Raw genomic sequence first — 16,435 nt, 5'->3', positions numbered from 1 at the left:
GTTGTCGGCTTGAGCCGTTCAGGCGGCTGGCCACGACGCTCAAGGAGCGTCTGCCGGGCGTCGTGCGCGGCATGCTCGACGGTCGCAGCAATGCCTATGTCGAGGCGATGAATGGCATGCTCCAACAAACCAAGCGGGCCGCGCGCGGATTTCGAACCGTGAAGAACTTCGTGGCCATCGCCTACCTCCGCATGTCCAGGCTAAAACATTTGCCGCAAAACCCTTTGCGTCCCGCCGCCTCGCGTGATCAAGGGATTAAACGCTATCGCGCCAGCCGTCAAGTTCCACTCAAAACGGCATAGAGCCCCTGCGCGTCGGTGAGTTAGAACAACATATCCGCTCTACGACACCGACAAAGGTATCAGACACGGCACCACTGCCGTCGGTGACTGGCGCAGTGCATTCGTGGGAGTTGCTGCTCATCCATCCGAAGCGCTCGCTTGCAGAGGAGCGGAACGACGGCTTGTGCGACGTGACCCGCTACATGGCAGTTGGCCGGCCAGATCCGCGGTTTGTAGGTTTAGCGCTTGGGGACAACAAAAACATACCATCGCTATTTGAAAAATATGGTGAGTCGGACGAGGATCGAGGGTTGAAGCTCGAGTCGCATATGCTGCGTCATCTGCAAAACACGGAGCTGTTTCGGCTGGGCGTTGCCGACACTATCATCTCCAAACGCTTCAACCGGCGCAGCGTCGCACAAAGCTACGAGTACGATCATCGCAGCTTGGCCGAGGATCTTGACCAGATCGAAATCCCGCTGGATATCGAGATCATGCTCGGTGAAAAAGCGAGTACGGTTGCCCGGCTCATCAAGGGCGGCAAAGCCAACGGTCCGATCGTCGATGCGTTTCACCATATCCAGGCAACGGAGAGTGACGCCGCAGCGTATGAATATCTGCGCGCCGAAGCGGACGGCTTCCACGCCACGCCGTACGGGCACTGCCTGAATTCATTTACGGTTGACCCGTGCCCCAAACATCTCGAATGCTTCGCGGATTGCCGCCATCTCTCGGCAACTGATCTGCCGGAGAATCGACGGAACCTCATTCGCTTAGAAGGCAAATTCAAGCTCGCGGTGGAAACAATCAACACCCGGCCGTCGACGAGCATCGGCTGGAGGAATCAGCTCGACCATGCAGAAAGGCGCCTGGCCGGCGTACGGAAGCTTCTCACGACGCCACCAGGAGAACGTCCCTTTCCGGATGGCCCGGACCTGTCACAGCCCCGGGAACGTGGAGTACTTGATGACTAAACCGAACGAGATTGCACCGTCCAACAACAACGAAATGCGCGAGATCCTCGAAAGGTTGCTGGCCGATGACGAAGACATTACGGCACGCGCCGTCGCCCGACGGCACCCGTCCATCAATGCTGCATCATCTATCACGCGCAGTGAACCAAGAAGTAAGCTGCTTGCTGAATATCAGCAGCGTCAGGCGGAGTATCGGCGCTGGCGCGCTCGCGTTGCAAGACGGTCCGGCGCAGACACGGCAACATCACTAGCCGACAAGAATATCCAGATCGCAGAGCTTGAGTCGACTGTTGAGTTGCTAACGGCATCGCACCTCGCCATGCTACGCGCCGTTGGTGAACTAGGTGGTTTCAGCAAGTGGGCGAAGTTCTACGAGCCGTATCGGGAAGCACGAGACAAACTCGCCGAGCTTGGCGCGCTGCCGGAGGCGACCGTGTCAACAATGTCCCCGGATCATCACGTCAAGCCGGCCCGTGGCCCGGCGAAGAAGCAACGCTGAGTTCGTGGACTCGCGCTAGAGCGGTATGCTAACGTTTGACGAACGCTTTGCCACGAAATGGCCGAGCTTCGCGGCTGACGCCGCCCTCTCCCGAAAGGAGTGTCACATGTCCTACTGCCCGTTCTTCCAGACGCTGCATGACGAAACTCGTCCGGTTGGCCATCTGGGCCGCGGAAGTCACTACTCCGTTCTGCGAGTACCGACGTGGCACGATGAACTGCTGAATCCGCTCCAGAGCGCCACATTCCTTGACTTCGCTATTGTTTGGGATGAGGACCACGACGAGCGGATCATCGATGCGATTCTGATCCTCTACCTCGGCGGCCTGCTGGCTCCGGTTCGATTCATCGGCGAACGGAAAGGCGTGCTCTCGATACTCCTGGCGCCGGCAGTCATAGACGCGTGGGATGACGCGACTTTCCAGCGTTATCGTGACGATGTCGAGAGCGTTTGCACGAGCCTTGAGGATCCGTGGACTGCAGAAGTGAACAGCGTTGATAGTTCGCGACATTCAATCATCCACGCGGCACCTGAGGACGTCGCCACATATCTAAAAAACATCGACATGCTGTGGCGACTCGGTACCCGGACGAATGTCGCAGCGTAAAGCTGTCTAGATCAGGAACTGTCGGTAGGGGCGGCCCATGGGTGCGGATCGAAGCTGCGCAACACGTAGCCACATACCATGCGTGCAATTGCCTGCTGACCGTTGCATCACAGACGTCTGCATGCTGCAACAAACTCGTACTTACCGCCGACGCAACACCGAACCCGCAGAATTGTGAATATCCTGTGGATAAGTCGGTCGCCTTCCCCTTTAAAATATAACGACTCTGAAAAACCGAACCAACGCAACAACCGACCATAGGTGCCAAGAATCACTTGTTTCGTTAGCTATCCTAAATATTTCGGATGACCTCGATTTCCGATGCGTGATGTCGTGTCGACGGACGCCGTGGAGAGTTACGGTGAAGAGAGTTCGTCGCGCCCGTTCCTGCCCCTCAAATCTGGACGCGGGCAATCGCGTGACAGCACCACCAAAGCTACCGGAGTGAGTGGGCAGCCTGGGCAGGTCGCCCCGATAACAATGTTGCCGGCCTTGCGAAGCTTCGCGAGAACCGCCCTTAGTCATCCGCCATAACGTATCGATGGCGGGCGTCGGAGAGCACGGCAGTCACCGTAGTAATCTCTTCCACGTCACCAGTCAAGACGTCGATGAAATGCCAGTTATGGCCGTCAAGCGCGGGCGGCACCAGCCGCGCGGGCAAGCCGACGCGGTAGGTTGGCCCTAGCCCAGCCTCTTCGAGCTTCATGTTAATCGCCTTCTGGATATTCTCGGCCGAGAGGATTTCTTTGGTCATGCATTTAGCTCCTGTTGGCTTTGGAAATGCCCGGGGCGCTTGGCTCGGAGCCTAGCTACTGGCATCGTCGGAGGGTAAATTATCGTCCTTCGTATCATCATGCTTGATGTGCGGCTTCTTGCCCGGTTGCGGCGCGTGCTCCGCGTCGGGAGCGATGTCTTCGCCATGGTGTTTTTTTTCCTGCTGCACTTTTTTGTCGTGCGCGACATTGCGGGGATCTGTCATGGAGCCTTTTTAATTGTTCGTGGAAGCTAGTCGTCCGAAATCGCGGCTGCACCATAGGGTGCGCAGATTCCGGGCCAGGCATCAGATATGAGCAATGTCGACTAAATTTCGGTTACTTTTTTCGGTCTATTCCGGTGACTTCATGCGAGCGATTTTTCGCTGCTTGCCGTGGGACTGAGTAAGGTTGGCTTGTCTGGCGGCGGTACAAGTAGACACCTAACCATGGGTTGCTTTTTTTTAAGCTTGCCTCGCTCTGCATCTTCGAAACTGTGTTGCATTCGAAGTCGTCAAGCGTTGCTTTAACAGGATCTTTGAGAGCTTCCAGGGCGTTTCCAAGACCAAGCGATAACAATTGTCTCGAGCAACTCAAACCGTTCAAATTGTTCAGGCCTGTCGAACACCTGCCCGCCGGCACCCAAGTATCCATCTGCCTGCGGATTGGAGCAGATGTCCAACATCCTTTACAAACCCGGTCCTACGCTCAACGGGCAATCGGCCGCGTTTTATCGGTGTTGAATGGCTTTTGCGCGCCACGACGAAGGACCGTCTATGGCCGGTTGTCGCCGGCCCCAAAGGACGGGCGTCGACCCGTTCGGACCGTGGGTGTCAGCCGGGTGCGTGCAAAGGGAAGTCCGCCGCCTATAATCAGTCGTCCCACTCGCCCACAGGCCAGCTCATGATCAAGTTTTACTACCACCCTTCGCCCAACCCCGCCAAGATCGCATTGTTTCTCGAAGAAAGCGGCCTGCCGTATGAACTTGTGCCTGTCGACACCCGCAAAGGCGAGCAGCACTCCCCGGCCTTCACGGCGATCAACCCTAACGCGAAGACGCCCGCGCTGGTCGATGGCGACGCGACCGTCTTCGACAGCAACGCCATCCTGCTTTACCTGGCCGAGAAGACGGGGCGATTCCTACCGGCGAGCACTCCCGAGGCGCGGGCGCAAATGTACTCGTGGCTGATGTTCGTGGCCACCGGCATTGGGCCTTACTCAGGCCAGGCCGTGCATTTCAAGCACTTTGCGCCGGAGCCTAAGGACTACGCCGTGAACCGCTACGACTTCGAGGCGTGGCGCCACTGGAGCATCATCGATGCTCAGTTGGCCCAACACCGCTACATGCTCGGCGACGAATACACGCTGGTAGACATGGCTGTATGGGGATGGGCACGGGCCGTGCCCTTTGTACTCGGGCCCGAGGCGTGGGAAAAACTGCCGCATGTCAAGCGTCTGCTCGATGAGATCAACGCCCGACCAGCGGCCCAGCGAGCCGAAGCGCTCAAGGCGCGTTATGTATTTAAGACCGAAATGGACGACGACGCACGCAAGGTGTTGTTTCCCCAGAATGCACGCATTGGCGCCTGAGCCAACGGGAATTCCAGCGATCCCGACCACGCACCGCGGATTTTAGCGGTGCCGACCTGATGGCAGCTGCCAGGAAACGTGAATCATTCAGCGAGACCATCCGCGGACCTTCTACTGGTGCACAGCGATTCCGGTCGAACGTTCGCTGTGCGCGTCTTAGTTTGAAGGACCACTTCAGGCCGACGGCATGACGGCGATCGGCGGCAAGTGTTAAGGATTGTTGGACGCCTGTTCAGAACGAACATTTGGTCGACCCTCTTGAGCCCCCTTACCGCGACCTGACGCATACGTCCGACGGTCTTCACCCACCCGAAGCCTTGTTCGATCAACTTGCGCTTCTGTTGCGAAATGGCATAGCCCACACTCGCCGCAATTGTGTCGGCGACAGCCGAGCGTCGTCCCGATGTGTTTTGCGCCACGTGAGGGGTGTGCGCGATACCAACGTCATGTCTCGTCGCACTGCCAGATTGAAGAGGGCTAGGTCTGTACTACGCGGCGGCATTCTGCTGCCTAAACATCTCAACGATGGCCACTAGAAGCGCCGCAACGAGAAAGCATACAAAGGCTTTAGCCAGGGCAGTGCCGAGTAACGTGCCCAGAATCTCGAGGCAGCCGTAGAGCGCCGCTGTGAGCGAGGTCCAGAAAATCGTCATGAGCATATCTCCGTTGGTTGATGACAGCGGTTAAAGGGCCGTCATGAAGGCGTCCAGGTCCGAATCGGTCCTGATGAGAAGTGATTCGTTCACACCATGTGCCCGAGCGAGCGCAAGACTCGTTTCAAGCAAACGTGTATTGGCGGACAGGTCAAACGCGGCAACAGTCAGGTCGCCCAGTCGGTCAAACATCTGCTCCAGAGACTTGAGGACTTTGCGGACCGCTTTGTCTAGTGCGGCGACCACGCGTTTCATGCGTTCCGCAAGCCGGTTGGTGACTTCGCGAGCCTTGCCGCCGATGAAGGTGGAAATGAACTTGCCTGCGATGGAGCCCAGTACTGCACCGAGCACTGGCACAGGAATCAACGCTTGGCCGGCGGCCGTGCACAGTCCCACAATCGCTGCGTCACTGCACACGAACATCGCGTTGTCGATGAGCGCGTCGAGCGAAAGCTTCCCTCCGCGGTAATCCGCGACAAGAGACGCCATGCCCTTGGCCGCACTGACGAAGGCGCCAGCGAACGGCGCCGACAACGCCGCACAATTCGTCAATGCATAAATTGCGCCACCAGCAACTGCGCCGCCTGCGGCACCCTTCGCAGTAGACAAGCCGACTTCCTTCCAGTCCTCCAGGGTAAATTGCCCGGCGAAGACGTTTTTTCCTTCGCAACGATACTTTTTCCACACCTTCGTTGTAAGGCCGACCGCTGCGCCAACGGCTGCCGCGCCCGCCGCTGCCCTCACGCCTTCGGCAATCGACGGCTCGTGCTTGATGCGAATCTGGTCCTTGAGTACCTCGTTCTGCTTCTTGAGGTCCTGCTCGTGGTGGCTTACCGTTTCATCCACCTTGCCAAGCTGCACCTCACGATATGTCGACACCGAGGGCTGTACGACCTCGGCGAACGGCTGGCCACTCGTGAACTCGATTTCCGCAACCTTTTCGTGAATCGCACGCACCGTCTTATCGCTGAGCTCGCCCGTATTACCCTTGAGGACCTCGAGAATTTGGGCGTGCTGGTCCTTGGGGATGTGATAAAAGCCGTTGTCGCCGAAGTCCTTGTAGGTGTCCATGTGCTCGAGGACTTGCGTAAGGCCGTTATTCGCACCGTTTATAAATTTCGACTGAACGTCGATACCGTCGATTTTGTAGTCCACCGGTGCGGTGCGCCCAACCCCGTCGAACGTTGCCCGCGGTGTTGTCTGCGCAAGAAAGTCGCGTGCGCGGCGCACTGCGACTTCAACTTGTTCTGCTATTTCGCCGTGTTTCGTCTTCAGGCTGCCGAGAATCTTGCTCGGCTCACCGATGAAGCTGCGCAACGTATCCATCGCTTCCAGCGCGTTGTCGAACGCCTTGTCCTGGGCAGACTGCAATACGGTCTCGGCAGCCGCACGGGCGCTGTTTAGGCCGCCAACATAAATGCCCACGGCCTGATCGGCCATAGCAGAAGTGTCAGCCCGCACCGACGCTGCGTTCAATGTAGCGCTACCGGGTGCTTGGGCCGTACAGTCGATAGTCATGTCTGGTCTCATGAAGCGTTCGCCAGAATGGTCTTGTTCAGCAATGTCGACAGCGACCGCACATGATTGATGAGTGCGCCCAGCGTTTCCTTGTTTTCCGCGGAAAACTGGCGATAGTTTGCCGGCGCTGCTCGCTTGAGCTTGCCGAGCAGCGACTTCATTCCGATGGTATGGGTGTGCGTCAGATTCCTGAGGCCCTCGATTTCGGCAGCGGCTATCCTGAGCGAGGCAGTGCCCTTTTCGATGGGTATCCGCCGTTCATGTGCGTCTGCCGCAACCTTCCCATTCGCTCGCCACACGAAGAGGCCACCCCCAACTACCGCGGCTCCGGCCAAGGTCCAGCCTATGGGTCCAGCCAATGCAAGCAGCGCACCGCCCGCGGACATCCCTCCACCGCCTGCGGCTAGTGCCCCACCGCCCAACCAAGCAAGCGCGGCGTTCGTTGCTGCTGCGCCTGAAAGCGAGGCAATGGCCGTACCCGTTGAGGCGGTGCCGAAAGTCGTTGCGATGGCCATAGCAGCTGTCGGGGCCAGCAGTGCCGTCGAAGCACCGGCAGCCACGCCCACTCCCGTGGCCGCGCCACCGGTCACATTTATGTCGTGCATCTGCCGGTCGACTTCTGCGACGACACCCTCGAAGGTCCGGTACTCGACTTTATATTCTGCAAAGGCACGGTCAAATTCCTTCGGCGTCGAAGCAAGACCGTTGACGTAAGTCTCGACAGCACCAATCAGCAGTTTGCTGCTGTCGCGTCGAAGGTTGTAGAGCGCGGTGGCAAGAGCCTGAACTTCGGCCTGGCGGATGTCATATTCTTTCGCAGCCGCCTCGAGTTGATTACGCGCGGTGGATGCTGCCTCTCTATTAAGCATTTGACTCTCCGGTTCTTTCTGACTTCCCCAACGCCGGCCACCCCGGGCCGAACTGTCGCGCTGAGCAAGCAATGCTGCATGCTTCATTCACTTCTCGTAGTCGAGAAAAAAGTAACCCTGCGGTATATCGGCGCGTGGGGCGTCAAACTTTAGGTCAATTCGCACCATCTGCCTTTCCTGACGGCAATAGATCAAAAAGCACGCGTATCGCTTGAGGTCAGATACTGAAACCTGTTTGGGACAGTTCATGTCCCGAGGCGGATACGTCAATCAAAAAAATCGGTCTGTCTTAAGTACCCTAGAGCCCACGCTAGATACGCGCACATCCGGCCGCAGATAGCGCATCGCTGGTTGCAGGGTTTGGACAAAACAAGCAGCAGGCCGCCTCGTAGTGGCGTTGAATCGGGACATCAACTGTCTCAATCGAACGTAGAATCCGGGTCTACAGGCGTCGACGCAAGAACGTAAATTTCGCGCTGGTGACACGCGAAGGAATCGAGAATAAATATTACAAAAGGACCAATGACCACAAGTCTTGACGAAGCAATTCTGCGTATCCTCCCGACGGAGCGTGATGCAACGGCCTGGATGGCCACGCCCGAAGTCCGGCAACAACTTGAAGACCGAGGGCATCGCACGAAGTACCCGAAGAAGGTTTTGCGCGAGCTGGCCAAGCTGGAGAAGAAAAAAGTTGTTTTATCGACGTCAAATGGCCGCGAACTGCTCTGGCAACGAGCGCCGTGGTTGCAAGGGGCGCGCGACAGTGCGGGTCTGATGGGGGCCGCCGAAGCAGTCGCTTTTCACATTCTGCAGCGCTTCGCAGGCAACAAGTTGCCTGCTGCTGTTACCAAAGACCTCGAGTCGCTTTTCTCCGCCGCCGAGGTGCGGCTTTCCCAAGAGAAAGCAGACAACCGGATTTACCGGGCTTGGCCTGATAAGGTCGACTCAGTCGACGGCACCTTTACCCTTATCCGCCCAAATCTGCGTGAAGACATTTTCCATGTCATCGCGACGGCAACTTTCTTTGAAAGAGAAGTGTCTGTGAGATATCGGCCAGCGGGTAAGCGTGAAACAGAGGACCTAAAACCGAAGACGTTATGGCCGCTCGCCCTGGTGGAGTCTGCTGGAGTGATGTACATGGTCGCGCAGGACCCCTCATTTGAGCCTCGCATGGACAAACCAAAGGTTCAATGGCTGCGAAGTCTTTTTCGGCTTGACCGGATTTTGTCGGCGGTTGAATCGGGCAAGACTTTCGCTTACCCGGACGACTTCAGCTTGCGCAGCTATGTCGAGGGCGAGCAAGTATTTAATTTCCTAACCGAACCGGCAGTGCAGCTCGTAATCGCCTTTGATGGGACCGCTGGAAACCATCTCAAGGAAACACCGATGGCGAAAGATCAGGAAATCGATATGCTCGCCGACGGAAGAATGAGGGTGACGGGTACTGTCATCCCTAGTTTGAAGTTGCGTTGGTGGCTGCGCTCGTTCGGTGCTAGCGTCGAAGTCCTTTCACCTTTGCCGCTACGCGAAGAGTTTGGCGCGGAATTCCGTAAGCTCGCCACACGCTACGGTTTGTAACCGGCGTCGCGGGAAGGACTTTGCGACGACGCTCCTTCCATCGACGCTCGCGCCGCGACCGGAATTTGTTTTTTATAAACGATTCGCGGGCTGGCCTGGGTGGTCATCGCCTCGTGCGACGGCGCGTGCGTAACTGACACTCGCGCGGAGCACCGAGTGCGAGGCATCCAATTCACCATCGTGCGATTATAAAAATAGCAAGCGACGTGGACAGGTTGTGTCCCGGTGAACGGCAAGAATGATCCTGTTAAGCCCCTACAGGTGTTGAAAAATCAAATGAAATCGAAGTCAGCAGGAGCTGCGATTTTGTCCAGCCCCTACACCACAAAGAACATCGACCAGGTAATCGCGCATCTAGAGCGCGTCCTGGCAATCTACGGCGCTAGACCCGTGCTCGGCCAGCAATACTGGCACGCGAGAGCGAAGCAGCTTGACACGACGCCTTTCCTTACGCCTGGACAGCGCGCACGGATAATTCGCTTATGTTCATTGTTTCCCTGCGCATCGAGCTCCTCACCTGCGTAAATTTTAATCCATCGGCCTCGAGGTCCTGTTGACGTCCACCCGGCCTGAAGGCCGAGGTATCCCCCGCGCGACCCGCTAAGGGCTATACCTGAGCGTAAAGGCAATATCACCCGTCCCAGGAGAGGCTCATGAAAGAACTCATCATTGAAGCGCTGGCGCAGTTGGGCTGGCGCAAAGATAAGATTGTCGATGCATTCAGCAAGACGTTCGAGACCGCGGTTGTCCCGAAGCGCGCAAGCATCTGGCTGCATTTTGATGCCGAATGCAATCGTTGGTGGCTCCGGCACGGCGACTTCACGAGCGCCGGCGAAAACGTATTAGCGACCACTCACGCGATTTTTCCTGTAAGCATGTCGCCTGATGCAATCGAGAAAACCGTCGCAGCGCTTGTCGCTGAGATGGGGCGCAACATTTCAAGAGCCTGGTCAGTTCGCTTGCTCGGTTGATTCGTATTCTGCTGTTCTCAGCCCTCCCGCCATCCGCGCCGGAGGGCTTTCTCTTGCACCGCCAGATATCAGTGATGCGCCAGGGTCTTGGTCAACGGTGGACGGAGCGACCGCTCTCCTCGCGACATTTTTCTTTTTTAAATGACGTTTTATAGTATCTTATGGAGACAAATGTCGCGCATCATTTGATGCGTAAGAAATAGTTCGTATCGATGTGCATTATTTTTTTCTCACTTAAATTATTCTTTTCTATACTTTTGGAAGAAGAAAGTGCCTGAAGTATCTTACTCACGGACCGCCGAAGCCACGCTTGCAGACTTGCAGAGTCGCGCGAGATATGTTTTTGACGTGGAAACATTCGCGGCTTCAACTGGGCGCTTGGACAATGCACATGGCATCCGTGTCTCCCTAAAACGCTTCGTGGAGCGTGGCCTGATTACGACCATCCACAAACGGCCGATGGTCTACCTCATTGTGCCCCCGGAATACCGTGCATACGGTGCGCCTCCGCTTTCCTGGTGGCTGCACGACGCCATGCAACTCATCGAGCCGACGTACTATGCTGGACTTCACTCTGCAGCGCGCTATTGGGGATCCTCGCACTACGCTCTGCAGGCAGACCAAGTGATGGTTGGCAGCTTCCGTCAACCCCTGACCGCAGGCAAACGGCAAGTATTCTTCACTTTTCGCAAGGATATATCCGCAGCGCCAACGGTGCGAACGCGGGGTGAGAAAGGGGCGTATCTCGTCTCGACCCGCGAAGCCACGCTGCTGGACTTGATGCGCCACCTTCCTAAAGTCGGCGGGCTTGAGTCCGTTGCCCGGGTAGCTAGGGACTTCGGCCCTCACCTGAAACAATCAGAGTTCGTTCGCGCGCTGGACGCCATGGGCCAGGTTGCCGTTGCTCAACGCACAGGGTTTCTCCTTTCAGAACTGAAGTTCGAAGAGATGGCCACGGTCGTAGAAAAGTGGCTGTCTCCGCGCACGCGAACGACACGATTACTTGCCGAACCTGTACCCGAGACGATGGCCAACATGACGAAGCCAAGGTGGGGAATTACATATTGCATGCGGGACATCAACGAAATTCAGGAAGCGCAATGATAGAAGCGCAGGAGTTAGCAAACTGGCAGCCGTACGCGAACTGGTCTCAGCCGTGGATGGTCGAGCAGGATTACCTTATCAGTCGCGCGGTCGCACTCATCTTCGCCGACAAATTTCTAATCGGACAGGTGGCTATGCGCGGCGGAACAATTCTGCACAAAGGACATTTGGCGCCGGCGTCTCGCTACTCCGAAGATATCGATCTGGTAAGGATTGGCGATAGGCCCGCTAGCAGCATCAAGAAAGCGCTGAACCGCGTGCTTAAGCCGTTGTTTGAGAATGGGCCTTCCGAAAGCATCCTGACCCGGGTGACGCTGGCCGTACGGAACGTGACGATGCGCTCGCAAATCATCCGTCAGACCTACAACTTCGACCCGATTGACCGACAAAGCGCAATCGGTCAGTTGAAAGTCGAGGCCAACGTCAATGAGGTAACGCCATATCTGCCAATAGTCCCCGTCACCATGAACGTTCCCGATGGGAAAGGCGCGATAGTCGTTATCGATGTGCCGTCGTACGGCCTGAATGAGATGCTCGGCACGAAACTACGCGCGCTGCTGCAGCGTGAGCATGGCCGGGACCTGTATGATCTGTGGCGCGCGTGGGAGGTGACGCAGGCCGGTGGCGCCGCAGTAGACCCCACAATAGTCGGAGACGCGTTTCGTTTCTACATGGACCGGGAGGGGTCCAAGATTCCACAAGGGTGGGTGGCATCCGAGGTCGCACGGCGCATGCAGTCGCCCAAATTTACCAACGACATGAAGAACTATTTGCCGCTTGGTGTTGCTTACTCGCCAAACGAGGCATACGACGTCTTTCAAGACTTCTATCTTCCCCATCTGCCCTGACCGCTGAGTGGAGAAAGACGCCTGCGCGACGTCGCCTGAACTCGCGCCTCGTGGCACATAGGTCGACGGCGAATGGTCGTGGAAAACCGTCAAGAATTTTTCGACCTAAGCGGTCCACAATGTCCGCTCTGAAGGCACTACATACGCACAATACTTCGAGCAAAAGGGATGCCGTTACTTTTGGCATACCCGCAAAAAACGGCTTCCCGCCGCCGCCCCGATCAGCACCTCTGCGGACCCACCTAAATCGTAAGGTTCGTGTTATCTTGCGTTCCGATAGCGATGGCGGATTCGACCAACGCGTCAAGCGTGTCAGACCAAAAATTAAACATCGGGGAAAGAAAAGTTCATGTTCAAGAAACTGATCGGGGTTTTGTTCGTCATCGTTTTACTTGCGCAGTCGAAAACATCACCGGCGTCTGGAAGGCAACGGACGAAGACACCTTAATGACCATCGAATACGCTGACAACCAGGTCAAGCTGCTGCTCAACGACACGTTCATACCTGTGACACTCGGCGATGTCGACCCCGAAAATGGCACCGTCAATTTTAAGGGGACGATTGCTGCAACAGGTAAGCCAGCCGTGTGGACGGTTCGCCAAGTGTGGAATCAAGACAAGACCTCGTTCACGTTGATGATGACGATGCACGACGGCACCCAAGAGGCATTCGGTTTCGTTCGAAAGATTTCAACCGATGACTTGAATCGAATCGCGAATCTTGAAGTGCCAGCGACTCGAGGGACTAGCGTCGCCGCCGTCGGCGCGCAAGCAGCAGCGCCTGCGCCCACCGCCGCTACACCCGAAATAGTGCCTGCCACTGACGCGACTGCGCAGACAGCCGATCCGATCAAGGTCTCAGCGCCAGCTGACGCTGTTACGGCTTCCATGCCTATCGAAGTCCCGCAGGTCGTAGCGGTGAACACCCCTGCTCCCGCCGCGCTTGATGCGCAAACCACGGCCGCAAGCCCATCGGCTGCCCCAGCCCAAGCGCCTTTGGCCGGATTCGCACCGAGCTTTGACTGCTCGAAAGTGTCGAGCGGGCCGGAACGCCTCATATGCAGCAGCCAGGAGCTCTCGCAACTCGATGTCGAACTGGGTCAGGCATACAAGAGCCTGATGGAGGATACGCCCGACGCGGAGAAGGCTGGCACGAAAAAAGACCAAGTCGAATGGCGAAAGAAAGATCGTGATGCTTGCTCGACGGCCGATTGCGTTGCTAAGGCATATCAGGACCGTATTGCCGAACTCAACACTGAAGACATGCACCAGCGTAAGCCTGCGGAATTCAAGTAACTCGATTTTCTGCCGTCGATATCATGCCCCGCAAGGAGTGTAATGCGGCGGCGCCCCCGGAAAGGATGGGCACGTCTTTGTTTCGCTGCTAAGAGCAGAAAGAGCGCAATCAAAACTGAGCCGAGGTAGCAGTGATTTTTAAGAAACTCATCGCCCAGCCGCTTAGCGTCTTGCTGGTCTCATCGACGCCCGGCGTCGCAGTCGTGGCGACGTTCCAAGCGTTAGAGGCATACGCCCAAGATAACGCTGGTCTTGATGATCGGCTCGGTGAAGTAGAAAAAAGAAACGCAGAACTATCTGCAAAGCTCGCCAGAGCATACGAGATAACTGGAATCAAGCCATCAGCGTCGGCATCGAGCGTGGCCGAGGTATTGCCATTAACTTCAGCCCCGCAAATCCTAGCGCCAGAGGCGATACCAAATCACGGCTACGTCGCAAGGTCCGGTTATTCTTATGGATACGGGTTCAACAAACCACTTGCGAGAGACGTCACTGGCCCGGACCACACCTGGTCAACCGAGCCTATCGCACTTACCTATAGGTATCTCGGCAAGCTTCACGGCTATTACACCCTCGCGCAATCAATACCTAAGACAGGGGGCGTGCTGCTTTATCAGTGCCGAGGCATGCCGTGCCCGGTTGCGAGAACGACTGTGATAAAAGCGAACGGAACGCACGAGGTGACCGAGGATCGGATGCCGTCGGATTCCATCATCGCCCGGGCATTCGGTGATGCCGTCGACGGGAAGACGTTGCGGCTTTCGTCTCGGAGCTGCCGACACTTATCGCAACGATGAAGCTGGTGAAGAAGGAAAGCGTTGCGCTTGGCCTCGACATCAAGACCATCATGCCAACTGTGAATTTTGTCGCCGACGCAGACGACAGCATTGAGCTGCGGTCCGATGGTCAGCGTCTCAAATACGATGGCCAGCGCGTCAAAAACGTCGCGGCAAATACTGTAGTCGCGCCGTAGGCCGTCTCGAACGTAGCTACGGGCCGCAGGCGCTCCCCCGGTCGACCGACAGCAAGGCAACAGGAACAAAATCCATCTCCAGCCCGGCTTCGCCGGGCTTTTTTAGTCGCTCCGTTTTTTTAGAGAGTCTGTGCGCTCAAAGACACAGATGCGACCCATTGCGCCACTTATCTTAGGCGAAGAAGCGTATCTAGAAAATGGAGATGAAATGAAGGGAGTTTTAGTAGCCGCCCTCGTCGCTGGTTTTTCGCTGTCGGCTTGCTCTGGAAAATTCTCTGCCTGCAAAGAAGTCGAATCGATGATGGCAGAAGCATACGACAAGAAGATCGACCAAACGCCGGACCGAGCAGGAAAAGCTTACTTCGGTGAGATGAAGGACGCTGGGAAAAAGAACATTCAGGACCTTCTTGATGACAAAGAAGCGTCAAACGAGACGAAAGTCCATACGTGCGAAATGCTGCGCGATAATTTCAAAGTGAGCTTCCCCTTGTTTTTCGTGTTCCAAGGATCGAACATTATGCCGCCAGATTCTTCTCCTGCTGAGTCGCGATCCAGTCTTGCATGAACTGGGTTGGCGACACTTGGCCGAGCGTGGAGTGGCGACGACTCCTGTTATAAAATACTTCGACGTATTCAAACAGGTCTGCAGTTGCCTCGACACGCGTGGCGTACCGTCTTTCGTGAACCCGTTCGTTTTTTAAGCTGTTGAAGAAGCTTTCAGTTGGGGCATTGTCCCAACAATTTCCTTTGCGACTCATCGAACACGTCATCCCGTACTCGGCGAGTTTCGCCTGAAAGTCATGACTAGCGTACTGGCTGCCACGATCCGAATGGTACAGCGCGCCCGGGGCCGGTTTGCGCCGGAACCATGCCATTGTCAGCGCGTCGATCACCAAGTCGGTGGTCATGTTCGCCTTGATCGACCAGCCAACAACCTCGCGGTTGAACAGGTCCAGTACGATCGCCAGATACAGCCAGCCCTCGTCGGTCCAGATATACGTGATGTCCGAAGTGAAGACCTGGTTAGGTGCATCTGTCGTGAAGTTTCTGTCGAGCAAATTGGGGGCGATCGGCAGCTTGTGCTTCGAATCCGTGGTGACCTTGTAGCGACGCTTATGGCGCGCACGGATGTTGTTCTCCCGCATCAGCCGCTCAACCCGTTCTTTGCCCGCCGGAAATCCACGCGCACGAATTTCTATCGTCATGCGGGGCGATCCGTAGGCACCTTTCACCTCAGCATGGACCGACCGAATCAGGGCCAACAACTGAATATCGGTCAGCCGTTTGCGCTGCGGCGTGCCGCCACGCTTCCAACTGCGGTAGCCACTGAAGCTCACCTCCAAGACTTCGCACAGCGCCAACACCGGATAGCTGTGGAGCTGCGAATCAAGCCAGGCATATATATGGACTCCCCAGGTTTTGCAAACAATGCGTCCTCTCTTGATGCAAGGTGTCAGTCTGCACGTATATATTCGGCCTGTTTATGCGGGGTCACCGCTGGCCATAATGCAAATCGCCTGCCTCGTTCTCATTACTTCAGCGGCCTTCTTTGGCCACTATGCCTGTCGGATTTTCGAGGCTGGGTCAGACCCATCGCATCATCGATTGTTCATCGTTCGCAAACTGCTGGTGGTTGTACTGCAGAGATTTTATGGATTCATGCGCTCGCGAAGCGCTCGCTCTTGGCAAGCAACGCCCACGCTATGCGTGCTAGTTTGTTCGCCAGTGCCGCCGCTGCGACATTCACCCCACGTCTGCTCGCGAGCTGACAGACCCAGCGCGACAGCGCATCGGTTCGCTTGCTCGCAAATCGCATGATCGACCGCGCTCCTTGGACCAGCAGCCAGCGGATGTACCGATCTCCCCGTTTGCTGATACCGAGCAACTTTTGCTTGCCTCCGCTGCTGTGCTCGTGAGGCGTG

18 protein-coding genes and 2 pseudogenes are annotated in these 16,435 nt (G+C 56.5%); 12 read left to right on the top strand and 8 right to left on the bottom strand.

The features are described from left to right. From BSU04_RS09785 to BSU04_RS09770, 4 genes are all read left to right on the top strand, one after another. Positions 1–302, top strand: a 302-nt coding sequence (locus tag BSU04_RS09785; protein WP_144021176.1) for a transposase, incomplete at its 5' end; no start/stop codon positions are given. Between the two features lie 95 nt (positions 303–397). Beyond that, a complete protein-coding gene (locus BSU04_RS09780; RefSeq protein WP_256982384.1) occupies positions 398–1,255 on the top strand; it encodes a hypothetical protein in 858 nt (285 codons plus the stop codon). After that, complete coding sequence (locus BSU04_RS09775; protein WP_089160434.1) at positions 1,248–1,754, top strand: hypothetical protein; 507 nt, start codon at positions 1,248–1,250, stop codon at positions 1,752–1,754. The genes BSU04_RS09780 and BSU04_RS09775 overlap by 8 nt, the downstream gene beginning before the upstream one ends. A 106-nt stretch (positions 1,755–1,860) precedes the next feature. Further along, positions 1,861–2,361 (top strand): hypothetical protein, encoded by a 501-nt coding sequence (locus BSU04_RS09770; protein ID WP_089160433.1) that lies wholly within the window; start codon positions 1,861–1,863, stop codon positions 2,359–2,361. Between the two features lie 517 nt (positions 2,362–2,878). On the opposite strand, the gene BSU04_RS09765 is transcribed toward BSU04_RS09770, so the two are convergent. Together BSU04_RS09765 and BSU04_RS09760 are read right to left on the bottom strand one after the other, a co-directional pair. Continuing rightward, positions 2,879–3,115: a hypothetical protein gene (locus tag BSU04_RS09765; RefSeq protein WP_089160432.1), complete on the bottom strand. Its 237-nt coding sequence runs from the start codon at positions 3,113–3,115 to the stop codon at positions 2,879–2,881. A gap of 51 nt (positions 3,116–3,166) precedes the next feature. Further along, entirely contained in the window at positions 3,167–3,340 is a 174-nt protein-coding gene (locus tag BSU04_RS09760) for a hypothetical protein (protein ID WP_089160431.1), read from the bottom strand. A gap of 676 nt (positions 3,341–4,016) precedes the next feature. Here BSU04_RS09760 and BSU04_RS09755 point away from each other — a divergent pair. Then, positions 4,017–4,703, top strand: a complete 687-nt coding sequence (locus tag BSU04_RS09755) for a glutathione S-transferase family protein (protein WP_089160430.1) — start codon at positions 4,017–4,019, stop codon at positions 4,701–4,703. 83 nt (positions 4,704–4,786) lie between these two features. Here BSU04_RS09755 and BSU04_RS47450 read toward each other — a convergent pair. From BSU04_RS47450 to BSU04_RS09740, 4 genes and pseudogenes are all read right to left on the bottom strand, one after another. Beyond that, positions 4,787–5,131: pseudogene (locus BSU04_RS47450) on the bottom strand (hypothetical protein); the annotation flags it as partial. Positions 5,132–5,191: 60 nt separating this feature from the next. Then, a complete protein-coding gene (locus BSU04_RS46355) occupies positions 5,192–5,356 on the bottom strand; it encodes a hypothetical protein (protein WP_179258270.1) in 165 nt (54 codons plus the stop codon). Between the two features lie 30 nt (positions 5,357–5,386). After that, entirely contained in the window at positions 5,387–6,874 is a 1,488-nt protein-coding gene (locus tag BSU04_RS09745; RefSeq protein WP_218827253.1) for a hypothetical protein, read from the bottom strand. Between the two features lie 8 nt (positions 6,875–6,882). Continuing rightward, positions 6,883–7,743, bottom strand: coding sequence for a hypothetical protein (locus BSU04_RS09740; protein WP_089160436.1), 861 nt, complete (start codon positions 7,741–7,743; stop codon positions 6,883–6,885). 522 nt (positions 7,744–8,265) lie between these two features. On the opposite strand from BSU04_RS09740, the gene BSU04_RS09735 reads away from it, so the two are divergent. The 7 genes from BSU04_RS09735 to BSU04_RS45285 all read left to right on the top strand — a co-directional run bounded on the left by BSU04_RS09735 (position 8,266) and on the right by BSU04_RS45285 (position 15,078). Next, on the top strand, positions 8,266–9,321 hold the full coding sequence (locus BSU04_RS09735; protein ID WP_089160428.1) for a helix-turn-helix transcriptional regulator: 1,056 nt from the start codon (positions 8,266–8,268) through the stop codon (positions 9,319–9,321). A 653-nt stretch (positions 9,322–9,974) separates the two neighbouring features. Beyond that, entirely contained in the window at positions 9,975–10,292 is a 318-nt protein-coding gene (locus tag BSU04_RS09725; RefSeq protein WP_089160426.1) for a hypothetical protein, read from the top strand. 270 nt (positions 10,293–10,562) lie between these two features. Beyond that, positions 10,563–11,396 carry a type IV toxin-antitoxin system AbiEi family antitoxin domain-containing protein gene (locus BSU04_RS09720; protein ID WP_089160425.1) on the top strand — a complete coding sequence of 278 codons (834 nt, stop codon included), beginning with the start codon at positions 10,563–10,565 and terminating at the stop codon, positions 11,394–11,396. Positions 11,397–11,452: 56 nt separating this feature from the next. Continuing rightward, positions 11,453–12,244 (top strand): nucleotidyl transferase AbiEii/AbiGii toxin family protein, encoded by a 792-nt coding sequence (locus BSU04_RS09715; protein WP_089160435.1) that lies wholly within the window; start codon positions 11,453–11,455, stop codon positions 12,242–12,244. A 447-nt stretch (positions 12,245–12,691) separates the two neighbouring features. Next, entirely contained in the window at positions 12,692–13,540 is an 849-nt protein-coding gene (locus BSU04_RS09710; RefSeq protein WP_179258269.1) for a lysozyme inhibitor LprI family protein, read from the top strand. 802 nt (positions 13,541–14,342) lie between these two features. Then, the gene (locus tag BSU04_RS46350; RefSeq protein ID WP_179258268.1) at positions 14,343–14,513 is read left to right on the top strand and encodes a hypothetical protein; all 171 of its coding nucleotides are present in this window, start codon (positions 14,343–14,345) and stop codon (positions 14,511–14,513) included. Between the two features lie 148 nt (positions 14,514–14,661). Next, positions 14,662–15,078, top strand: coding sequence for a hypothetical protein (locus BSU04_RS45285; protein ID WP_144021175.1), 417 nt, complete (start codon positions 14,662–14,664; stop codon positions 15,076–15,078). On the opposite strand, the pseudogene BSU04_RS09695 reads toward BSU04_RS45285, so the two are convergent. Both BSU04_RS09695 and BSU04_RS09690 read right to left on the bottom strand, forming a co-directional pair. Continuing rightward, positions 15,029–15,913 (bottom strand): annotated as a pseudogene (locus BSU04_RS09695) (IS3 family transposase); the annotation flags it as partial. The gene BSU04_RS45285 and the pseudogene BSU04_RS09695 overlap by 50 nt on opposite strands. A gap of 257 nt (positions 15,914–16,170) precedes the next feature. Next, positions 16,171–16,435: transposase (locus BSU04_RS09690; protein ID WP_144021174.1), on the bottom strand; the 265-nt coding region annotated here is incomplete at its 5' end.

The sequence above is a fragment of the Caballeronia sordidicola genome, from assembly GCF_002220365.1.
Taxonomy (GTDB): domain Bacteria; phylum Pseudomonadota; class Gammaproteobacteria; order Burkholderiales; family Burkholderiaceae; genus Caballeronia; species Caballeronia sordidicola_C.
The sequence above is the reverse complement of the archived record's forward strand: the minus strand, read 5'-3'. Positions and strand labels throughout refer to the sequence as shown.

What these genes read in the sequence shown, in the direction of transcription:
- BSU04_RS09775 (WP_089160434.1), top strand. Translation starts at nt 1,248, where the DNA reads ATGACTAAACCGAACGAGATTGCACCGTCCAACAACAACGAAATGCGC.
- BSU04_RS09770 (WP_089160433.1), top strand. Translation starts at nt 1,861, where the DNA reads ATGTCCTACTGCCCGTTCTTCCAGACGCTGCATGACGAAACTCGTCCG.
- BSU04_RS09765 (WP_089160432.1), bottom strand. Translation starts at nt 3,115, where the DNA reads ATGACCAAAGAAATCCTCTCGGCCGAGAATATCCAGAAGGCGATTAAC.
- BSU04_RS09760 (WP_089160431.1), bottom strand. Translation starts at nt 3,340, where the DNA reads ATGACAGATCCCCGCAATGTCGCGCACGACAAAAAAGTGCAGCAGGAA.
- BSU04_RS09755 (WP_089160430.1), top strand. Translation starts at nt 4,017, where the DNA reads ATGATCAAGTTTTACTACCACCCTTCGCCCAACCCCGCCAAGATCGCA.
- BSU04_RS46355 (WP_179258270.1), bottom strand. Translation starts at nt 5,356, where the DNA reads ATGACGATTTTCTGGACCTCGCTCACAGCGGCGCTCTACGGCTGCCTC.
- BSU04_RS09745 (WP_218827253.1), bottom strand. Translation starts at nt 6,874, where the DNA reads ATGACTATCGACTGTACGGCCCAAGCACCCGGTAGCGCTACATTGAAC.
- BSU04_RS09740 (WP_089160436.1), bottom strand. Translation starts at nt 7,743, where the DNA reads ATGCTTAATAGAGAGGCAGCATCCACCGCGCGTAATCAACTCGAGGCG.
- BSU04_RS09735 (WP_089160428.1), top strand. Translation starts at nt 8,266, where the DNA reads ATGACCACAAGTCTTGACGAAGCAATTCTGCGTATCCTCCCGACGGAG.
- BSU04_RS09725 (WP_089160426.1), top strand. Translation starts at nt 9,975, where the DNA reads ATGAAAGAACTCATCATTGAAGCGCTGGCGCAGTTGGGCTGGCGCAAA.
- BSU04_RS09715 (WP_089160435.1), top strand. Translation starts at nt 11,453, where the DNA reads ATGGTCGAGCAGGATTACCTTATCAGTCGCGCGGTCGCACTCATCTTC.
- BSU04_RS09710 (WP_179258269.1), top strand. Translation starts at nt 12,692, where the DNA reads ATGACCATCGAATACGCTGACAACCAGGTCAAGCTGCTGCTCAACGAC.
- BSU04_RS45285 (WP_144021175.1), top strand. Translation starts at nt 14,662, where the DNA reads ATGCGACCCATTGCGCCACTTATCTTAGGCGAAGAAGCGTATCTAGAA.